The organism is Erythrobacteraceae bacterium WH01K (assembly GCA_027941995.1).
GTDB lineage: Bacteria > Pseudomonadota > Alphaproteobacteria > Sphingomonadales > Sphingomonadaceae > CAJXSN01.
The window spans coordinates 2,335,190-2,350,552 of the sequence record CP115966.1 but is presented as its reverse complement, the minus strand read 5'-3'; the positions used below and the strand labels follow the sequence as shown (position 1 = coordinate 2,350,552).

General features: G+C 66.6%; 13 protein-coding genes. 5 read left to right on the top strand and 8 right to left on the bottom strand.

Going from position 1 to position 15,363, the window contains the following annotated elements:
* Window positions 1-87: 87 nt before the first annotated feature.
* From PF049_11600 to PF049_11590, 3 genes are read right to left on the bottom strand one after another with little or no spacing between them, the layout of a single operon-like run.
* The gene (locus tag PF049_11600; protein ID WBY16228.1) at window positions 88-1,353 is read right to left on the bottom strand and encodes an N-succinylarginine dihydrolase; all 1,266 of its coding nucleotides are present in this window, start codon (window positions 1,351-1,353) and stop codon (window positions 88-90) included.
* Complete coding sequence (locus PF049_11595; GenBank protein WBY16227.1) at window positions 1,350-2,363, bottom strand: arginine N-succinyltransferase; 1,014 nt, start codon at window positions 2,361-2,363, stop codon at window positions 1,350-1,352. The genes PF049_11600 and PF049_11595 overlap by 4 nt, the downstream gene beginning before the upstream one ends.
* On the bottom strand, window positions 2,360-3,571 hold the full coding sequence (locus PF049_11590; GenBank protein ID WBY16226.1) for a hydrolase: 1,212 nt from the start codon (window positions 3,569-3,571) through the stop codon (window positions 2,360-2,362). Before PF049_11590 ends, PF049_11595 begins: the two co-directional genes overlap by 4 nt.
* Window positions 3,572-3,695: 124 nt before the next feature.
* Here PF049_11590 and PF049_11585 point away from each other — a divergent pair, with 124 nt between their 5' ends.
* Window positions 3,696-5,807 carry a malate synthase G gene (locus tag PF049_11585; protein WBY16225.1) on the top strand — a complete coding sequence of 704 codons (2,112 nt, stop codon included), beginning with the start codon at window positions 3,696-3,698 and terminating at the stop codon, window positions 5,805-5,807.
* Between the two features lie 39 nt (window positions 5,808-5,846).
* On the opposite strand, the gene PF049_11580 is transcribed toward PF049_11585, so the two are convergent.
* From PF049_11580 to lptD, 5 genes are all read right to left on the bottom strand, one after another.
* Window positions 5,847-6,359 carry an SRPBCC family protein gene (locus PF049_11580; protein ID WBY16224.1) on the bottom strand — a complete coding sequence of 171 codons (513 nt, stop codon included), beginning with the start codon at window positions 6,357-6,359 and terminating at the stop codon, window positions 5,847-5,849.
* A gap of 203 nt (window positions 6,360-6,562) precedes the next feature.
* Window positions 6,563-7,381 (bottom strand): 16S rRNA (adenine(1518)-N(6)/adenine(1519)-N(6))-dimethyltransferase RsmA, encoded by an 819-nt coding sequence (gene rsmA, locus PF049_11575; protein ID WBY16223.1) that lies wholly within the window; start codon window positions 7,379-7,381, stop codon window positions 6,563-6,565.
* Entirely contained in the window at window positions 7,374-8,426 is a 1,053-nt protein-coding gene (pdxA, locus tag PF049_11570; protein WBY16222.1) for a 4-hydroxythreonine-4-phosphate dehydrogenase PdxA, read from the bottom strand. Before pdxA ends, rsmA begins: the two co-directional genes overlap by 8 nt.
* Window positions 8,427-8,460: 34 nt before the next feature.
* Window positions 8,461-9,822, bottom strand: coding sequence for a peptidylprolyl isomerase (locus tag PF049_11565; protein WBY16221.1), 1,362 nt, complete (start codon window positions 9,820-9,822; stop codon window positions 8,461-8,463).
* A 181-nt stretch (window positions 9,823-10,003) separates the two neighbouring features.
* Window positions 10,004-12,487, bottom strand: a complete 2,484-nt coding sequence (gene lptD / locus PF049_11560) for an LPS assembly protein LptD (protein WBY16220.1) — start codon at window positions 12,485-12,487, stop codon at window positions 10,004-10,006.
* Between the two features lie 175 nt (window positions 12,488-12,662).
* Between lptD and PF049_11555 the strand changes: the two genes are divergently transcribed.
* Genes PF049_11555 through PF049_11540 form a run of 4 tightly spaced genes read left to right on the top strand, consistent with a single transcriptional unit; the run spans window position 12,663 to window position 15,356 of the window.
* On the top strand, window positions 12,663-14,123 hold the full coding sequence (locus tag PF049_11555; GenBank protein WBY16219.1) for a leucyl aminopeptidase: 1,461 nt from the start codon (window positions 12,663-12,665) through the stop codon (window positions 14,121-14,123).
* A 17-nt stretch (window positions 14,124-14,140) separates the two neighbouring features.
* Window positions 14,141-14,320: a DUF2256 domain-containing protein gene (locus tag PF049_11550; GenBank protein ID WBY16218.1), complete on the top strand. Its 180-nt coding sequence runs from the start codon at window positions 14,141-14,143 to the stop codon at window positions 14,318-14,320.
* Window positions 14,317-14,754 (top strand): DNA polymerase III subunit chi, encoded by a 438-nt coding sequence (locus PF049_11545; GenBank protein WBY16217.1) that lies wholly within the window; start codon window positions 14,317-14,319, stop codon window positions 14,752-14,754. The genes PF049_11550 and PF049_11545 overlap by 4 nt, the downstream gene beginning before the upstream one ends.
* The gene (locus tag PF049_11540) at window positions 14,736-15,356 is read left to right on the top strand and encodes a hypothetical protein (protein WBY16216.1); all 621 of its coding nucleotides are present in this window, start codon (window positions 14,736-14,738) and stop codon (window positions 15,354-15,356) included. Before PF049_11545 ends, PF049_11540 begins: the two co-directional genes overlap by 19 nt.
* Window positions 15,357-15,363: the final 7 nt, after the last annotated feature.

Genomic DNA, 15,363 nt, shown 5'->3' with positions numbered 1-15,363 from the left:
TAAGGTTCACCGACACGCTGGCAAGCGCGTTAACCCTGAAAATTCCGGCGCTACCGTGAGTTGGCAGCGCCCGTCTGCATCGATAACTCAGCGCAGCGCGGAAAGGTCCAGCGCATCCAGCAGCGCCGAACGCGCCGCGCGCACTGACGACGCCAGGCCATCGCTGCCGATATCGGCGGGGTCGATCTGTTCGGGCCAGTTCTTCGCGATGACCGTCTCCAGCAGGTCAGCCTTCGCCTCGCCCAGCAGGAAACGGGGATCGACCGTCGCAGGGTCGGCAACGACACGCAGGCGCAGGCAGGCAGGGCCGCCGCCATTGGCCATGGACTGACGCACATCGACCGGGATGATCTGCCGGATGGGACCGTTGCCGGCGATCATCTGCTCGCAGAACTGCCAGACATCGGGGCTTTCGCGGCATTCCTCGGGCACGATCAAGGACATTTCGCCGGTCGGCAGGGTCAATAGCTGGGCGTTGAACAGATAGGTCCGGATCGCCTCCGCCATGCTGACCGCTTCGGCGGGCACCTCAACGACCTCCAGAGCCGGGAACGCGGCGCGGATTGCATCATAGGCGCCCTGCTGGTCGGCAAAGGCCTCGGCATGGGTGAAAAGCACCCGCTCGTTCGCCACGGCCACGACGTCGTTGTGAAACGCGCCAGCCTCGATCGCGGCGGGGTTCTGCTCGATGAAAACGCAAGTCGTGGGGTCGAGGCCGTGGAGCCGGGCGACGGCGCGGCTGGCCTGTTCGTGCTGGCGCGCGGGAAAGCGGCCGCCGGGACGCCCGTAAACGAACACCTCGACCCCCGGGCTCCCGTGTCCTTCGCAAAAACGCATATGGTTCGCCGCGCCCTCGTCGCCGAAGCTGGACGGCACGGCTTCGTGCACCGCGAAGTGGTCGCTATTGCCGAACGCGATCTCCAGCTGCGCCTTCGTGTCGCGCCATTCCTGCCCGCGGTGGAGCATGGTGACGAGATTGGCCGGGGTCAGATGGCAGCGCCCGTCGGCGGTATCGGGGGCCGGGCTGACGGTGGCGGCATTGGCGGTCCACATCGAACTGGCCGACCATGCGGCCGCGCGAAGCTGCGGGGGCATGTTGTCGTCCGCACCGATCCGGCGCAGGAGATCGTCATTGGGGCGGGGCAGGGGCAGCAGGAAACCCTGCGAGAGGCCTCGGCCCATATTACCGCGCATCTTGGCAACGCCCTGCAGCGCCGCGGCGCGGGGATAGGACGGATCGCCCCCGTGACTGGCACTGGCGATATTGCCGAGGCTGAGACCGGCGTAATTGTGGCTCGGCCCGACCAGCCCGTCGAAATTGATCTCTTTCAGGCGTGTGCTGTCGATGCTCATCGCACGGTGCTCCACACGGTATCGCCCCCGCTTACGCCCAGCGTCCGGAGGGCCTGGTCGTCGATCGATATGGTATCGCCATCCGGCTGGCGCACGGCGTAGCAGGACCGGAAATCCTCCAGCCGCCCAGTGGCGACGATCGCTTTCTCGCCGCCTTCGCATGGCTGCGTGGAGATTTCGGCCCGCACCGCGTCCTTCACGCTGACGACCTCGTCGGTCCGCGCCAGCATGGTCGGCCCGCCGTCGAAGATGTCGACATAGCCTTCGTAGGCGAAGCCTTCCTTCTCCAGCATCCGCATCGCGGCGCGCCCCGTCGGGTGGGGCAGGCCGATGACCTCGCGCGCATCGTCGTCCAGCATGGCGACATAGACCGGGTGCTTGGGCATCAGGTCGGCGATGAACTGGTTGCCGTTGATCGCGTTGAAATAGTCCGCTTCCTGGAACGTCATGCCGAAGAACCGCCCGGCGACCCCGTCCCAGAAGGGGGACCCGCCGCGGTCGTCGATGATGCCGCGCAGCTCTGCCAGCACGCGGTCGGCGAACCTTTCGCGGTGCATCCGTATGAACAGATAGCGGCTGCGGGCGAGCAGAAGGCCGAGCCCGCCGGCCCTCTCGTTCGGGTGGAGGAACAGGCCGCCGACTTCGCTCGACCCTTCGAGGTCGGTCGACAGGCTCAGCATTTCGGCCCGGACCGTGCGGTCCAGCTCCTGCGAATACTGGGTCAGCGTGTTGAGGCGGTAGGAATAGAACGGCCATTGCTGGCCGACTTTCGTCATCAGCTGGCAAGTGCCCCGCACCGCGCCGGTCTCGGTATTTTCCAGCACCAATACGAATGTCTCGTCGACCAGCTCGGTGCGGGTATTGGCGAAAGCTTTCGCGCTCGTCTCCAGCTTCTCGCCCAGCGCGTCGCGGTCGGGCGGCAGGTTGGTGAAGCCACCGCCCGTCAGCTTGGCCATTTCATACAGGTGTTCCAGATCGTCGGGGCGACTGGCGCGCAGGCGAAAACTCAAATCGCTTCTCCGGTAGCGAGGCGGTGGAGGACCAGGGTCGATAGCTGGGCGCGCTCTTTCAGCGAAGGCGCGATCATGAATTCGTTCGGCGAGTGGATCTTGCCGCCGCGTACGCCCATCGTATCGACCACGGGGACGCCGGTGGCGGCGATGTTGTTGCCGTCGCACACGCCGCCGGTCGATTGCCAGTCGATCTCCTGCCCGAGTTGCGCGCCGCAATCGCGCACGATGTCGAACAGTTTCTGGGCGCGGCGGCCCACCGGCTTGGGTGGACGGGTGATGCCGCCATGGACATGGATGTCCACCTCCTGCGACTGCCTAACTTCGCCCAGCAAGGCATTCATTTCGCCGGTGAACCAGTCGGCGGCGGCGGGTTCCCTGGGCCGGATGTTGAAGCGCAGGACGGCATGGTCGGGCACGACGTTGTTGGCTGCTCCGCCCTCGATTTTCGCCGGGTTGACGCTGATGTCGTCGCGCTGCAATTCCTTGAGCCGCACCGCCAGCGTGGCGGCGGCGACGATGGCATTGCGCCCGTCGCGCGGATTGCGCCCGGCATGGGCGCTCCTGCCCGTGACGGTCAGTGCGTAATTCCCGCTACCGCCGCGCGCATGCGCCAGCGTGCCTTCCGGCGTGGCGGCCGGTTCATAGGTCAGGGCAGCGTATTTCCCCTTCGCCAGCCGTTCGATCAGCGGGGCGGAGGAGAGCGAGCCTGTTTCCTCGTCCGCATTTATCATCACGTCGTAGCCGACGTCCTGCCACTCGCTCAGCCCCTCCAGCGCGATGAGCGCGTGGAGCATGACCGCGATCCCGCCCTTCATGTCCGCCGTGCCGGGGCCGTTCAGGGTCTCGTCGTCCAGCCAGGTCAGCGCCTGGAACGGGTGGTCGGCGGGGAAGACGGTGTCCATGTGTCCGGTCAGGATAAACCGCCGCGCCGCATCGGGGCGTACGGAGCAGACGAGGTGCTTGCCGTATTCGACCTCGTATTCCCTGCCGCCGGCATCCACCTGCGTGACGGGGGCGGGCTCTTCCAATGTGATCTCGCCCGGCAATACGGAGAACGCATCCGCCAGTTCTCCCGCCATTTCGCGCAGGCCATCCAGATTGCCTGTGCCGGAATTGATCGCCGCCCAGCGTTCCACCTGCGCCAGCATGGCGGCGCCGTCGATGGACTGGGTGGCGGTGGCGAGCGGACCTTCTATCGGTTTCATCCGCAACCGCTTAGCGGCAGGGCGGCAGCTATCCAACCCGTTGCAAATGGAGCGCAGCTATCGCATAGGCGCACACGTCCTCCCCAGACATCTGCAATCGCCGTTATTCTGTGTGAGGAATCTCTTGTCCCAATATGTCGTCAAAAACCGCCTGAAGGTCGATTCCGCGCTGGCCGCTTTCATCGAAAGCGAAGTCCTGCCGCCCATCGGGATGGAAGCCGATGCGTTCTGGCGCGGCTTTACCGGGCTTGTCGAAACCTTCGCGCCGCGTAACGCCGACCTGCTGGCGAAGCGGGACAATCTGCAATGGCAGCTGGACGACTGGCACCGCGAACGCCGGGGCAAGCCGCACGACAAGGACGCCTATCGCGCGTTCCTGGAAGAGATCGGCTATCTCGTCCCGGAACCGGGCGACTTCACGGTCGACCCGAAGAACGTCGATCCGGAAATCGCGCGCATGGCCGGTCCGCAGCTGGTGGTCCCGGTCCTGAATGCGCGCTTCCTTCTGAACGCTGCCAATGCCCGCTGGGGCAGCCTGTACGATGCATTCTACGGCACCGACGCGCTGGACGCCCCGCCGGCGAAACCGGGCGGCTACGACCCGGTTCGCGGCGACGCGGTAATCGCCGAGGCGAAGCGTTTCATGGACGAAGCCGTGCCGCTGGCGGATGGCAAGAGCTGGGCCGACCTTGAAAACGTGGAAGGTCGCGACATCCCGCTGGCCGATCCGTCGCAATATGTCGGGCGGAACGACAAGGCCGCCTTGTTCAAGCACAATGGCCTGCATATCGAGGTCGTGTTCGATTCCGATCATCCGGTCGGCAAGACCGATCCTGCCGGCATCGCGGACATCAATCTCGAAGCGGCGCTGACCTCGATCGTCGACCTGGAAGATTCGGTCGCGGCGGTCGATGCCGAGGACAAGCTGCTGGCCTATGGCAACTGGCTGGGCATCATTCGCGGCGACCTGACCGAAAGCTTCGACAAGGGCGGCAGGATCATGACCCGCGAACTGGCGGGCAACCGGACCTATACCGACAGCGAGGGACAGGAATTCACGCTGCCGGGCCGCAGCCTGCTGTTCGTGCGCAATGTCGGCCACCTGATGACCAATCCGGCCATCCTGCTGGAAAACGGCGAGGAGATTCCCGAAGGCATCATGGACGCGGTGCTGACCAGCGCCATCTCCACTCAGGACGTGCGCGGCCTGACGAAATACGGCAACAGCCGCGAAGGCAGCATCTACATCGTGAAGCCCAAGATGCACGGGCCGGAAGAATGCGCTTTCACCAATGACCTGTTCGACGCGGTGGAGGACATGCTGGGCCTCGACCGCCACACGATCAAGGTCGGCGTGATGGACGAGGAACGCCGCACCAGCGCCAATCTGGGCGCCTGCATCCATGCGGTGAAGGACCGCATCGTGTTCATCAATACCGGCTTCCTCGACCGCACCGGAGACGAGATCCACACCTCGATGCAGGCCGGCCCCATGATGCGAAAGGGCGCGATGAAGGACAGCGCCTGGCTGAAGGCTTACGAGGCACGCAATGTCGGCATCGGCCTCAGGCACGGCCTGTCGGGCCGCGCGCAGATCGGCAAGGGCATGTGGCCCGCGCCCGACCTCATGGGCAAGATGATGCTGGAGAAGATCGGCCACCTGAAGGCCGGCGCGAACACCGCATGGGTCCCTTCGCCGACCGCAGCGACCCTGCACGCGATCCACTATCACCGCGAAGACGTGTTCGGCGTGCAGAAGGGTCTGGGCGAGGTGCCCGGCCTCGAGCCGCTGCTGACGATCCCGCTGGCCGACGGTGCGAACTGGTCGGAAGACGAGGTGCGCGAGGAACTGGATAACAATGCGCAAGGCCTGCTCGGCTACGTCGTGCGCTGGATCAATGCAGGCGTCGGCTGTTCGAAAGTGCCGGACATCAACGATGTCGGCCTGATGGAAGACCGCGCCACGCTGCGTATTTCCAGCCAGCACATGGCCAACTGGCTGATGCACGGCATCGCCACCGAAGACCAGGTGATGGACAGCCTGAAGCGCATGGCGGTCAAGGTCGACGAGCAGAATGCAGGCGATCCCGATTACGAGCCGATGGCCGGCAACTGGGATAGCAGCATCGCCTTCGAGGCAGCCTGCGATCTCGTGTTCAAAGGCGCGGAGCAGCCCAGCGGTTATACCGAACCGCTGCTGCACAAATGGCGGCTGGCGAAGAAAGCTGCCGGCTGACTTCGGCCAAGGGGCAGGGCGGGGACTGGAGGGCGCGCGCTAGATCAGCGCGTTGTTCTCCACCGCCTTGGTCGCGGCCGCGCCGTGCTCTGCCTGCAGCTTCAATTTCTGTAGCGCGCTGTGGGTCGACGTTGCCATCATGGCGGTTTCGTGCCGGTATTCGCGCTTGCCGAGGCCGGGACGCAGCTCGACCGTATTGGTCAGCGTCAGGCGGCAGGCAGCCTCGTTCAGCGGTTCCAGCTCGTAAACCTCGTTCGACCGGACGAGATTGGGTAACGCGGGCTCGATGATGCAGTCGAATTCGTAATGCCGGGCGGGCCTGGCCTCGCGCACGTCGAATACGAAGGTCAGGTCCGGAAGCGTCTCCATGATCATCTGGAACCGGCCCTTGCCGATCTCCCGCACATCGTAGCCGAGCGCGCGCTTGGCGTTCCGGGGATCGGCAAGGTCGAGCAGGGCGTAGACGTCTTCGCACGGCTTCTCGATCTCGACCTCCCCTATATAGCGAACCGGCTCCTTCGGGCGCGGGGCAGACTTGAACAGTCCGAACATATTTCCCTCCGCCAGCCTGCCTGGCAGGGAGGAATTGCCGAACCCTTTAAAAAAATCTTCCACGTATTGAACCGGCTGGCGGGTCGCCGCGACCTGTGTGTGCGACCCGAACCTGCCAGCAATGGCAGGAACCTCGAGAGGGGTCGGAGGCGTCTTCGGACCCCCCGGCCCCCATTTTTTGCCTGAGGTCCGGACGTTGCGGGTCAGGACAGGACGCGGGCGAGGGCGACGAATTCGTCGACCGACAGGGTTTCCGCGCGGCGCGTTTCCTCGATGCCGACGCTGCACAGTGCCGCGACCGCGCCGGGCACGGATTTCAAACTCTGGCGCAGCATCTTGCGCCTTTGCCCGAACGCGGCCTCCGTCAGCCGCTCCAGCATCCGGGCGGAGACGCCGCCGGGCATCGCTGCGGGCGTTACGTGCACGATGGCGCTCATGACCTTGGGCGGCGGGGTGAAGGCGCTGCGATGCACCTTCATGGCCAGCGCCGCAGCGCTGCGCCACTGCGCCAGCACCGCCAGCCGCCCGAAGGCGGACGTGCCGGGCCGCGCAACGATGCGCTGGGCGACTTCCTGCTGGAACATCAGGGTGAGCGAGGTCCACAGCGGCGGCCAGTCTTCGCCGCCCAGCCACCTTACGAACAGCGCCGTGCCGACATTGTAGGGCAGGTTGGCCACCACCGCATGGGGCTCCTGCATCAGTTCGCGGTGATCGATCTTCATGGCATCGCCCTGGATCACGGTCAGCTGGCCGGGAAAGGCGGCTTCCAGTTCGGCAAGGGCGGGCAGGCAGCGGCGGTCCATCTCGATCGCGGTCACGCGGGCCCCAGCCCGCAGCAGGGCGCGGGTCAGGCCACCGGGGCCGGGCCCGATTTCCAGCACGGCGCGACCCTGCAGGTCACCGGGCAATGCCGCGATCCGGTCCAGTAATTGCTCGTCGAACAGGAAGTTCTGGCCCAGCGCCTTCGATGCAGAAAGACCGTGGCGCGCGATGACCTCGCGTAGAGGAGGCAGGTCAGCCATCGGCCCCGCCTGCGTCCTGCCTGCGGGCGGCGATCTCGCCTGCCATGACCAGCGCGGCGAGCGTTGCGCCCGGATCCGCCCGGCCCGTGCCCGCAATGTCGAACGCGGTGCCGTGATCGGGGCTGGTGCGCACGATGGGCAGGCCCAGCGTGACGTTGACGCCCTGATCGAAATCGAGCGCCTTGACCGGGATCAGCGCCTGGTCGTGATACATGCACAGCGCCGCGTCGAAGTCTGCTCGGCTGCGCGGGGCGAACAGGGCATCGGCCGGGTGCGGCCCGCTCGCCTCCACGCCTTCTGCGCGCAACGCCTCGATGGCGGGGGCGATGATCTCGATCTCCTCGCGCCCGAATGCACCGACTTCTCCCGCATGGGGGTTCAGGCCGGTGACGGAGAGGCGGGGGCGCTGGATGCCGTAATCGCGCCGCAGGGCATTCGCGACGATCCGTCCGCGCCGCACGATAAGGTCCACCGACAGGCGGGCCGGCACGTCTGCCAGGGCGCAATGCACGGTCAGCGGCACCGCCTTGAGCGAGGGACCGGCCAGCATCATGACCGAGGCACCGGGCGGCAGGTCGCAGGCAGCGGCGAGAAATTCGGTCTGCCCGGGATGGGCGAAGCCGATGGCGGCCAGCTGCGCCTTTGCCACCGGCAGGGTCACTATCCCCGAAGCCTTGCCCTCATAGGCCAGCCTTGCCGCATCCTGCAGCGATGCGAGGGCCAGCAGCGCTCCGTCGCCACCGGGCGCGCCGGGGGTATAGGGACCATCCGCCTGGCCCAGGACCGGCAAGGCATGGCCGAACACCGCGCCGGCTTCGGCGGGAGCGGCAATTCGCTCGAGGGGCGTATCCAGTCCGAGACGTTCGCTGGCAGCACGCAGCACTCCGGCCCCGTGCATCGCGAAGAAAGGCGGGAGGGGCTGCGCGGCCCCGCGTCCGTCCCGCGCGTGCCAGACAAGGATGGCCAGTTCCGGACCGATACCGGCCGGATCGCCGATCGAGAGGGCGAGCGGCAGCGCGGGTTTCGGCGGGGCGGGGGCAACCATGGTCACAAGGTCGCCCCCGCCATCACGGCCGAACTCAGTTGTACTGGATGTAGGCGTCGTTGCGCAGGTCGCGCAGGAAACGCTGGGCACGCTTGCTGACGCGGTCTTCGGTCAGCTGCGCCATCATCTCGTCACGGCTGGGACCGCTGGTATCCTGCGGATCGTCGCGGCCGCACAGGAGCAGGACGCGCACCCCGTCCTGCACCGAGCCGAACGGCGGCGTGGCCTGTCCGACCTGCAGGTTCAGGATCGTCGCCTGCAGCGCCTCGGGCAGGGCGCGGGCGCGCAGGTCGTTGGAGACGACATCGGCATTCACCGTCGCCGCCGCCCGTTCCGCATCGCCACAGCCACGAATGGATTCGACCATATTGCCGAATTCGGTCACGCGGGCATCGGCCTGCGCCTGCGACATTCCTTCGGGGAAGGTGATGGCGATCTGCTTCAGGCTGAGGACAGCGTCGCGCGGATCGGCGGTCAGCACCTGCTTCTTGTCGATCAGGTAGAGGATGGAATAGCCGCCGGGGACCGAAATCGGGCCGATCAGCTGACCGGGCTGCATTTCCTGCGCCACGGTCGAGAGTTCTGCCGGAAGCTGGCCGAGCCGCACGAAGCCCAGGTCGCCGCCCACGGCAGCGGTCGAGGCTTCGGAGAACTGGCGGGCATAGGCGACGAAACTTCCGCCGGCGCGCAGCTGTTCCATGATGCGGACGCCGTTCTGCTCCACCGCGGCAGCCGTTTCCGGCGTTGCCGACAGGTAGATTTCGCCAAGCCGGTATTCCGCCGTGCCCCGCGAAGCCTCCAGCCGGGCCATCATGTCCTCGACCTCTTCGTCGGAGACGTTGATGAACGGCTGGACGTTGCGGCGCAGCAGGCGCGACCAGGCAATCTCCGCCTCGATCTGGCGCTTGAGCGAATTGACGGAAGAGCCCACGCCGGCGAGATATTCGTCCATCTTGGCGATGTCGGTGCCGAAGTTCTGGGCGGCGACGCGCTGGTACTGGGCATCGACCTCTGCCGCGGCAACGGGCATTTCCTGCGCTTCTGCGGCCTGGATCTGCAGCGTCTCGTCGATCAGGTTGCGAAGGACCTGCATCTTCAGCTGGCCCAGATCCTCGTCGCTCAGCTGCACGTCGCTGCCATTGGCAGCCAGCGTCAGGGCCACGCGGTGATCGACATCGGTGCCGGTGATGACATCGCCGTTCACGCGCGCGGTGGCGCGGCGCATGTTGGGATTGGTCTCGCCCAGGAGCTGGATGTTGTCCGGGAGGTTCAGGGGGTTCGCTGCCGGGGCCGCGCCCGTGGCCTGTGCCTGCGCGGCGATTGGCGCGGCGACGAGGCCGAAGGCTGCGCCGGTCATGGCTGCCGCGGAAAGGAAGCTGGAAAGTCTGGTGGTCATGTATCGTCCGAATGATGCGACCTGCGCCTGCAGGCCTTACCGTGATGCGACAATTGCCCGGAAGCGGCTGAACCTTGTCTGAGCGGCGACCTGTTAGCGCACCGCGCCCGCGCTGCCAACAACCGCGGGCCCGGCAGCTGTGCACGCCTTTTTCGCTTCGATGCAGGCGGGCTGGCAGGGGTTATCGGAAACCCAGATTGCGGAGCGAGAAATAGACCTGGAAGGTGTTGCCGCGTTCCGCATCGCCCTGGTCGGTGAAATCACGCCGCCAGGTCAGTCCCATCTCCAGGCAGTCGTCCTGATAGGCGACGCCCAGCCTCGTGCGCAGCGGCTGGAACCCGTCCGACGACAGGGTGGGGTCTTCTTCCCGGTCGGTCAGGTTGAAGATGCCCGAACCGAAGACGGACCAGTAATCGGCAAAGGCGATGCGGGCGGCGGCGCGCAGTTCCTCGCGGTCCTGCAGGTCTTCCAGCCCGAATTCGCTGATGTCGCGGTCGAGCCTGAGATAGCCCAGCTCCACATAGGTGCGGCGGCTGCCGATGGTGGTGTCGATCTCGTTCCGGCGGACGGCGAGATTGTCCTTGTCCAGCCGGAATCGGTGGGTGAACGACACGAAATCCTTGTAGCGGACTTCGGTGCGGCCGACGAAATCCGACACGCGTTCGGACAGGCCGGTGCCGTCGACCAGGATGTCGCGGTCCGTGTCGAGGCGGTAGGACTGGCCCACCGTCGTCTTCACCCGCCAGCCGGGGCGGTTCAGCTGCCAGTCGAGGCCGTAGGTGATGCGTACCCCGTCCTCGATCCGGTCGTAGCCCGGAAAGCGATTGAGCGCGAAGAGGTTGGAATCCTCAAGGTCGATGGCGCGCGCATCCTCGTTCGGGACGGCCAGGTTCTTGATCCCCGGACTGGCGACGACCTGGACCCGCGGTGTCAGGACCTGCGTGCCGCCGAGCAATTCGCCGGCAAAGGGCCATTTCACGTCCACTGCGGCGAGGCCGATGCCGCGCGTCTGGAATCCCGGATCGCCGCGATAGAGGACGGACGGCGTCAGCGCGTTCTCGTCCGAATGATAGACATCGCCCCGCGCCAACGCGCTGAACTGCACCACCTGTCCCATCTGCGTGATGCGGCGAAGATCCCACTGCGCGCGGACGAAGGCGCGCTGCGTGTCCTGCCCTTCGTCGCGGAAGATGGCAAGCGAATTGGCCTGAACCTCCAACTGTCCGCCCAGCACCGGGTCACGCAGGCGGCGGCGATAGTCGATCGCCGGCAAGGCCAGCGGGACCTGCCCCTGGTCGCGGCCAAGGATGAGCGTCTGCGCCGAATAGCCGGCCACCAGCAGGTAGCTGTCGGCATCGATCCGCTCCAGCTCGACCAGCGACCGCAGGCGATCGTCCCGGCTGATGTCGTAGCGGCGCAGGAAGGTGCGGTCGCTGGCGACACGCAGCGATCCCGTCAGGCTCCAGTTCGGGTCGAACTGCGCCTTGCCATTGGCAAAGACATAGCCGCGAAAATCGTCTTCCGTGGTGGGCACGCCGGTAAAGTCGGAAATGCGGCTGCTATAGGTGCCGTAGCCGGTGATCTGGAACGCCCCGCGTTCGTTCAGCGCGCGGTACTGCGCGCTGACCATCGGCGCAGCCTCGGTAAAGACATAACCGCTGATCGTCGCATCCTGGTTCGGTGCGAGCCGGGTATAGTAGCTGCCCGATACCTCCACCCCGTTGGATTCGGAGATGCGCAGGTCGGGGACGAGGAAGCCCGACACCGGTCCGCCATCGGTACGCACGGCAAGGCCGGGCAGGGGGACGATGCGGCGACCGAACAGTTCCAGATAGGCGCCGGAGAACCGGACGCGGTCTTCCTGCGGGGAATAGACGACTTCGTCCGCGGTGATGCGCCAGCTGGGCTTGCGGTCGCAGCCTTCGGGATCGACCACGGCGCACCCGCTATAGGCAGCGCGGGTGAGGACGATGCTGCCATCCTGGCCGCGTTCGCCCTGGACGGCTGCCAGACGGCCCCCGGCGCGCAGGGCCAGCAGCAGGTCGTCCATCGACCCTGCCTGGAATTCCTCGGTCAGCTCGATCCTGCTGGTGTAGAGCTGGTTGCCGTCCTCGTCGACGAAGCGCACATCGCCCGTGCCGGTGATGCCGCCCGTATTGCGGTTCCAGACAACGCGATCGGCGCGCACGGAGCGGTCGCCCTCCGACAGCAGCACATCGCCCGTGCCCACGATTTCGCCGGTATCGGGCGTCCATACGACTTCGTCGGCCGTAACCGTGCGCGCGCCGTTTCGCAGGATGACATTGCCGGTGGCGGTGACGCTGTCGTCGTTGGAATTGTAGCGCAGCGTGTCCGCCTCGAACGCGACCTCGTCTTCCGGAACGGGGGGAAGGGCGGGCGGCGCGTCCTCGCCGGGCAGGCGGGCGACAACCACGGGTTCGCCCCCTTGCGGAAAGCCCGTTTCCTGCTCGCCGGCATAGACCGGATCGCGGGCATCGGGCACTTCCACAGGCTCGTCAGCGGTGGCCATTCCCGGCGCGGCGCCTTCCTGCGCGGCCAGGGGCGCGGCGGGCAGCGCAATCAGGGCGGCAATCGCGCAGCCATGCGGCAGGAAGCGCGCGGCGCCATGGGGGCGGCCGAGCGGCAGGCCATGCGCTGTGGACACGGCTTCGGCGCGAAGGGCTTGGTTCGCTTCGCTGCAAGGACGGGTGCGGACGGGGGGCATGGCTTGCCTATCGCACCGTGCCCGCCTAATCGCAATCGGGTTTGAAACCGCGCGTGTCGAAGCGCGTTCAGCAGGGGAAAACCTGCAACATCCCGACGATTTTTCCGGAGTACCCATGAACATCACTTTCGCCGACAGCCTTCCTTCCGACATCAGCCTGCTCGCCCGCGTGGTGGAGCATGGCAGCTTGCCCGGCGACCTCGAGCGAACCGTTACCGAAGGCGCGCAGGCCGCGCGGTTCCGGGGCGGAGCCGGGCAGGTCTTCGAAAGCTTCGTGGAACGTGATGGCAAGGTCGTGCGACTGGCGCTGTCCGGCGCGGGCAAGGCGGATGCGGACGACCGCATGGCCAACCTGGAGAAGGCGGGCGCTGCCCTGGCTGCGAAATATTTCGCCAGCGGGGTGGAAACGCTGGTCCTCGACGCCGGCAATTCGCCGCTCGATGCGGCAGGGCTGGGCGCAGTACTGCTGGGCCTGCGCCTGCGCGCATGGCGGTTCGACGAACATCGCACCACGATGAAGAAGGAACAGCAGCGCAGCCTGATGAACGTCGTGGTGGTGGGCGCACCCCATGGCAGCGATGCCGCGCTGGCCGATGCCGCTGCCGTGGCGGAAGGGGTCGAGTTCACCCGGATGCTGGTGACCGAACCTGCGAACAAGGTGTATCCCGTCAGCTTCGTCGAGAAGGCGAAGGCCGCGTTCGAAGGCACGGGCGTGGAACTTACCGTGCTCGACGAAGGGGCGATGGACGAACTCGGCATGGGCGCGCTGCTGGGCGTGGGCCGCGGGTCGGAGCGCGAATCGCGCCTGCTCGCGATGCAGTGGAACGGCGGCGAGAAAGGCGCGCGCCCGACGGTCTTCGTTGGCAAGGGCGTCACCTTCGACACCGGCGGCATCTCGATGAAGCCTGCCGCGGGCATGGAAGACATGAAGTGGGACATGGGCGGATCGGGCGCCGTCGCAGGCGCGATGCTGGCGCTGGCCAAGCGCAAGGCGAAGGCGAATGTCGTGGGCGTCGTGGGCCTGGTCGAGAACATGCCCGACGGCCGTGCGCAGCTGCCGGGCGATGTCGTCACCTCCATGTCGGGCCAGACGATCGAGGTCATCAATACCGACGCCGAGGGGCGGCTGGTCCTGTGCGACGCGCTGCACTGGGCGCAGGAACAGTACGATCCGGCTGCCATCGTCGACTTCGCCACGCTGACCGGCGCCATGATCATCGCGCTGGGCAGCGAGCATGGCGGCGTCTTCTCCAACGACGACGAACTGGCGGACAAGCTGCAGGCGGCAGGCGCAGCCGTGGGCGACAAGCTGTGGCGCTTCCCGCTGACCAGCGAATACGACAAGCTGATCGACAGCCCGATCGCCGACATGAAGAATGTCGGCCCGCGCGGAGCAGGCTCGATCACGGCGGCGCAGTTTCTCCAGCGCTTCATCACCGATGACCGCCCGTGGGCGCATTGCGACATTGCCGGCATGGTCTGGGCCGACAAGCCGGGCCGTACCTGGGGCAAGGGTGCAACCGGCTATGGCGCGCGGCTGATCGACCGCTACGTGCGCGACGTTCTGGAAAGCTGATCGGACGCTCGCAGGCCATGGGAAAGATGCGCAGGAAAGGCGACTTGCCGAGCAAGATCTGCGCGTCCTGCGGCCTGCCGTTCAACTGGCGCAAGAAGTGGGAGCGTGACTGGGACAATGTGAAATATTGCTCCGAACGCTGCCGCCGCTCCGCCAAGTCGGGCACTTCGTCGGCGGCTTCGGAGGCCGGATCGTGAGGGTGGACTTCTACCTGCTGGATGCCGATCCGGTGACCGCCGTCGTCCCCCTGCTGGCGCGAAAGACGCTGGAGGCGGGCAAGCGCCTGTCCATCGCGGCGCGGGACGATGTCTTGCGCACCGCGCTCGACCGCGCCCTGTGGGAACGGGAGGGCGATGCTTTCCTCGCCCACGGTTTCGCATCGGACAGCAATGCAGCGCGCCAGCCGATCCTGCTGGGCGAAGAGCCGACGCAGGCGAACGAGGCCGGTTTCGCGATGCTGGCCGACGGCATCTGGCGCGAGGATGCGCGCGCGTTCGAGCGCGTGATGCTGCTGTTCGGGGAAGAACGCAGGCAGGCCGCGCGCGAATTGTGGAAGGCGTTCTCGACCGAGGACGGCCTGGAAAAGAATTTCCTGAAGCAGGAGGGCGGCCGGTGGCAACGCCTGGGCTAGCCCGCCCGATCGCGCTGCTTGCAGCGGGCGCCCTCGCTCTGGCCGCGTGCGACGGGGTAGAGGAACCGGCCCCCCGGACCGGGACTTACGAAACCGATCCCGAAACAGGGGAGGTGCGCGCATCCGCACCCTTGGGAGACGGGAACGCGACCATGCTGTCGGGCCCGGCCATCGCTGCGCCGCTGCCGGTCGATCTTCCCGTCATGCCAGGCGCGGAGGTGACGCAGGCGACCCATGTGTCCTCTCCCCGCGGTCTCGAAATCGCATTGATCGAGATGGTCACGGACGAAAACCCTTCGGCGGTCGCCGCCTTCTACCGCTCGGCCGCTGGCGAAGCCGGCCTGGAAAGCGCGTTCGACATGGGCGGTTCGGCAGCCGTCACCTATATCGCGCTGGGCGAGGGGCGGGAACGCCTGACCATGCACGCGGCCCGGGCACGGGTCGCACCCGACGGCAGCCGCGCGCCGATCGTGGATGCAGGTGACGAGGGAGCGCCCGGCAATCGTTCCGATGGGTCCACCGTCACCTACCGCGACGCAACGGCGGTGCAATTGCACATCGTCGGCGATGCTGCGGCAGACGAGGCTGCGCCCGGTTCCTGACCCGCCC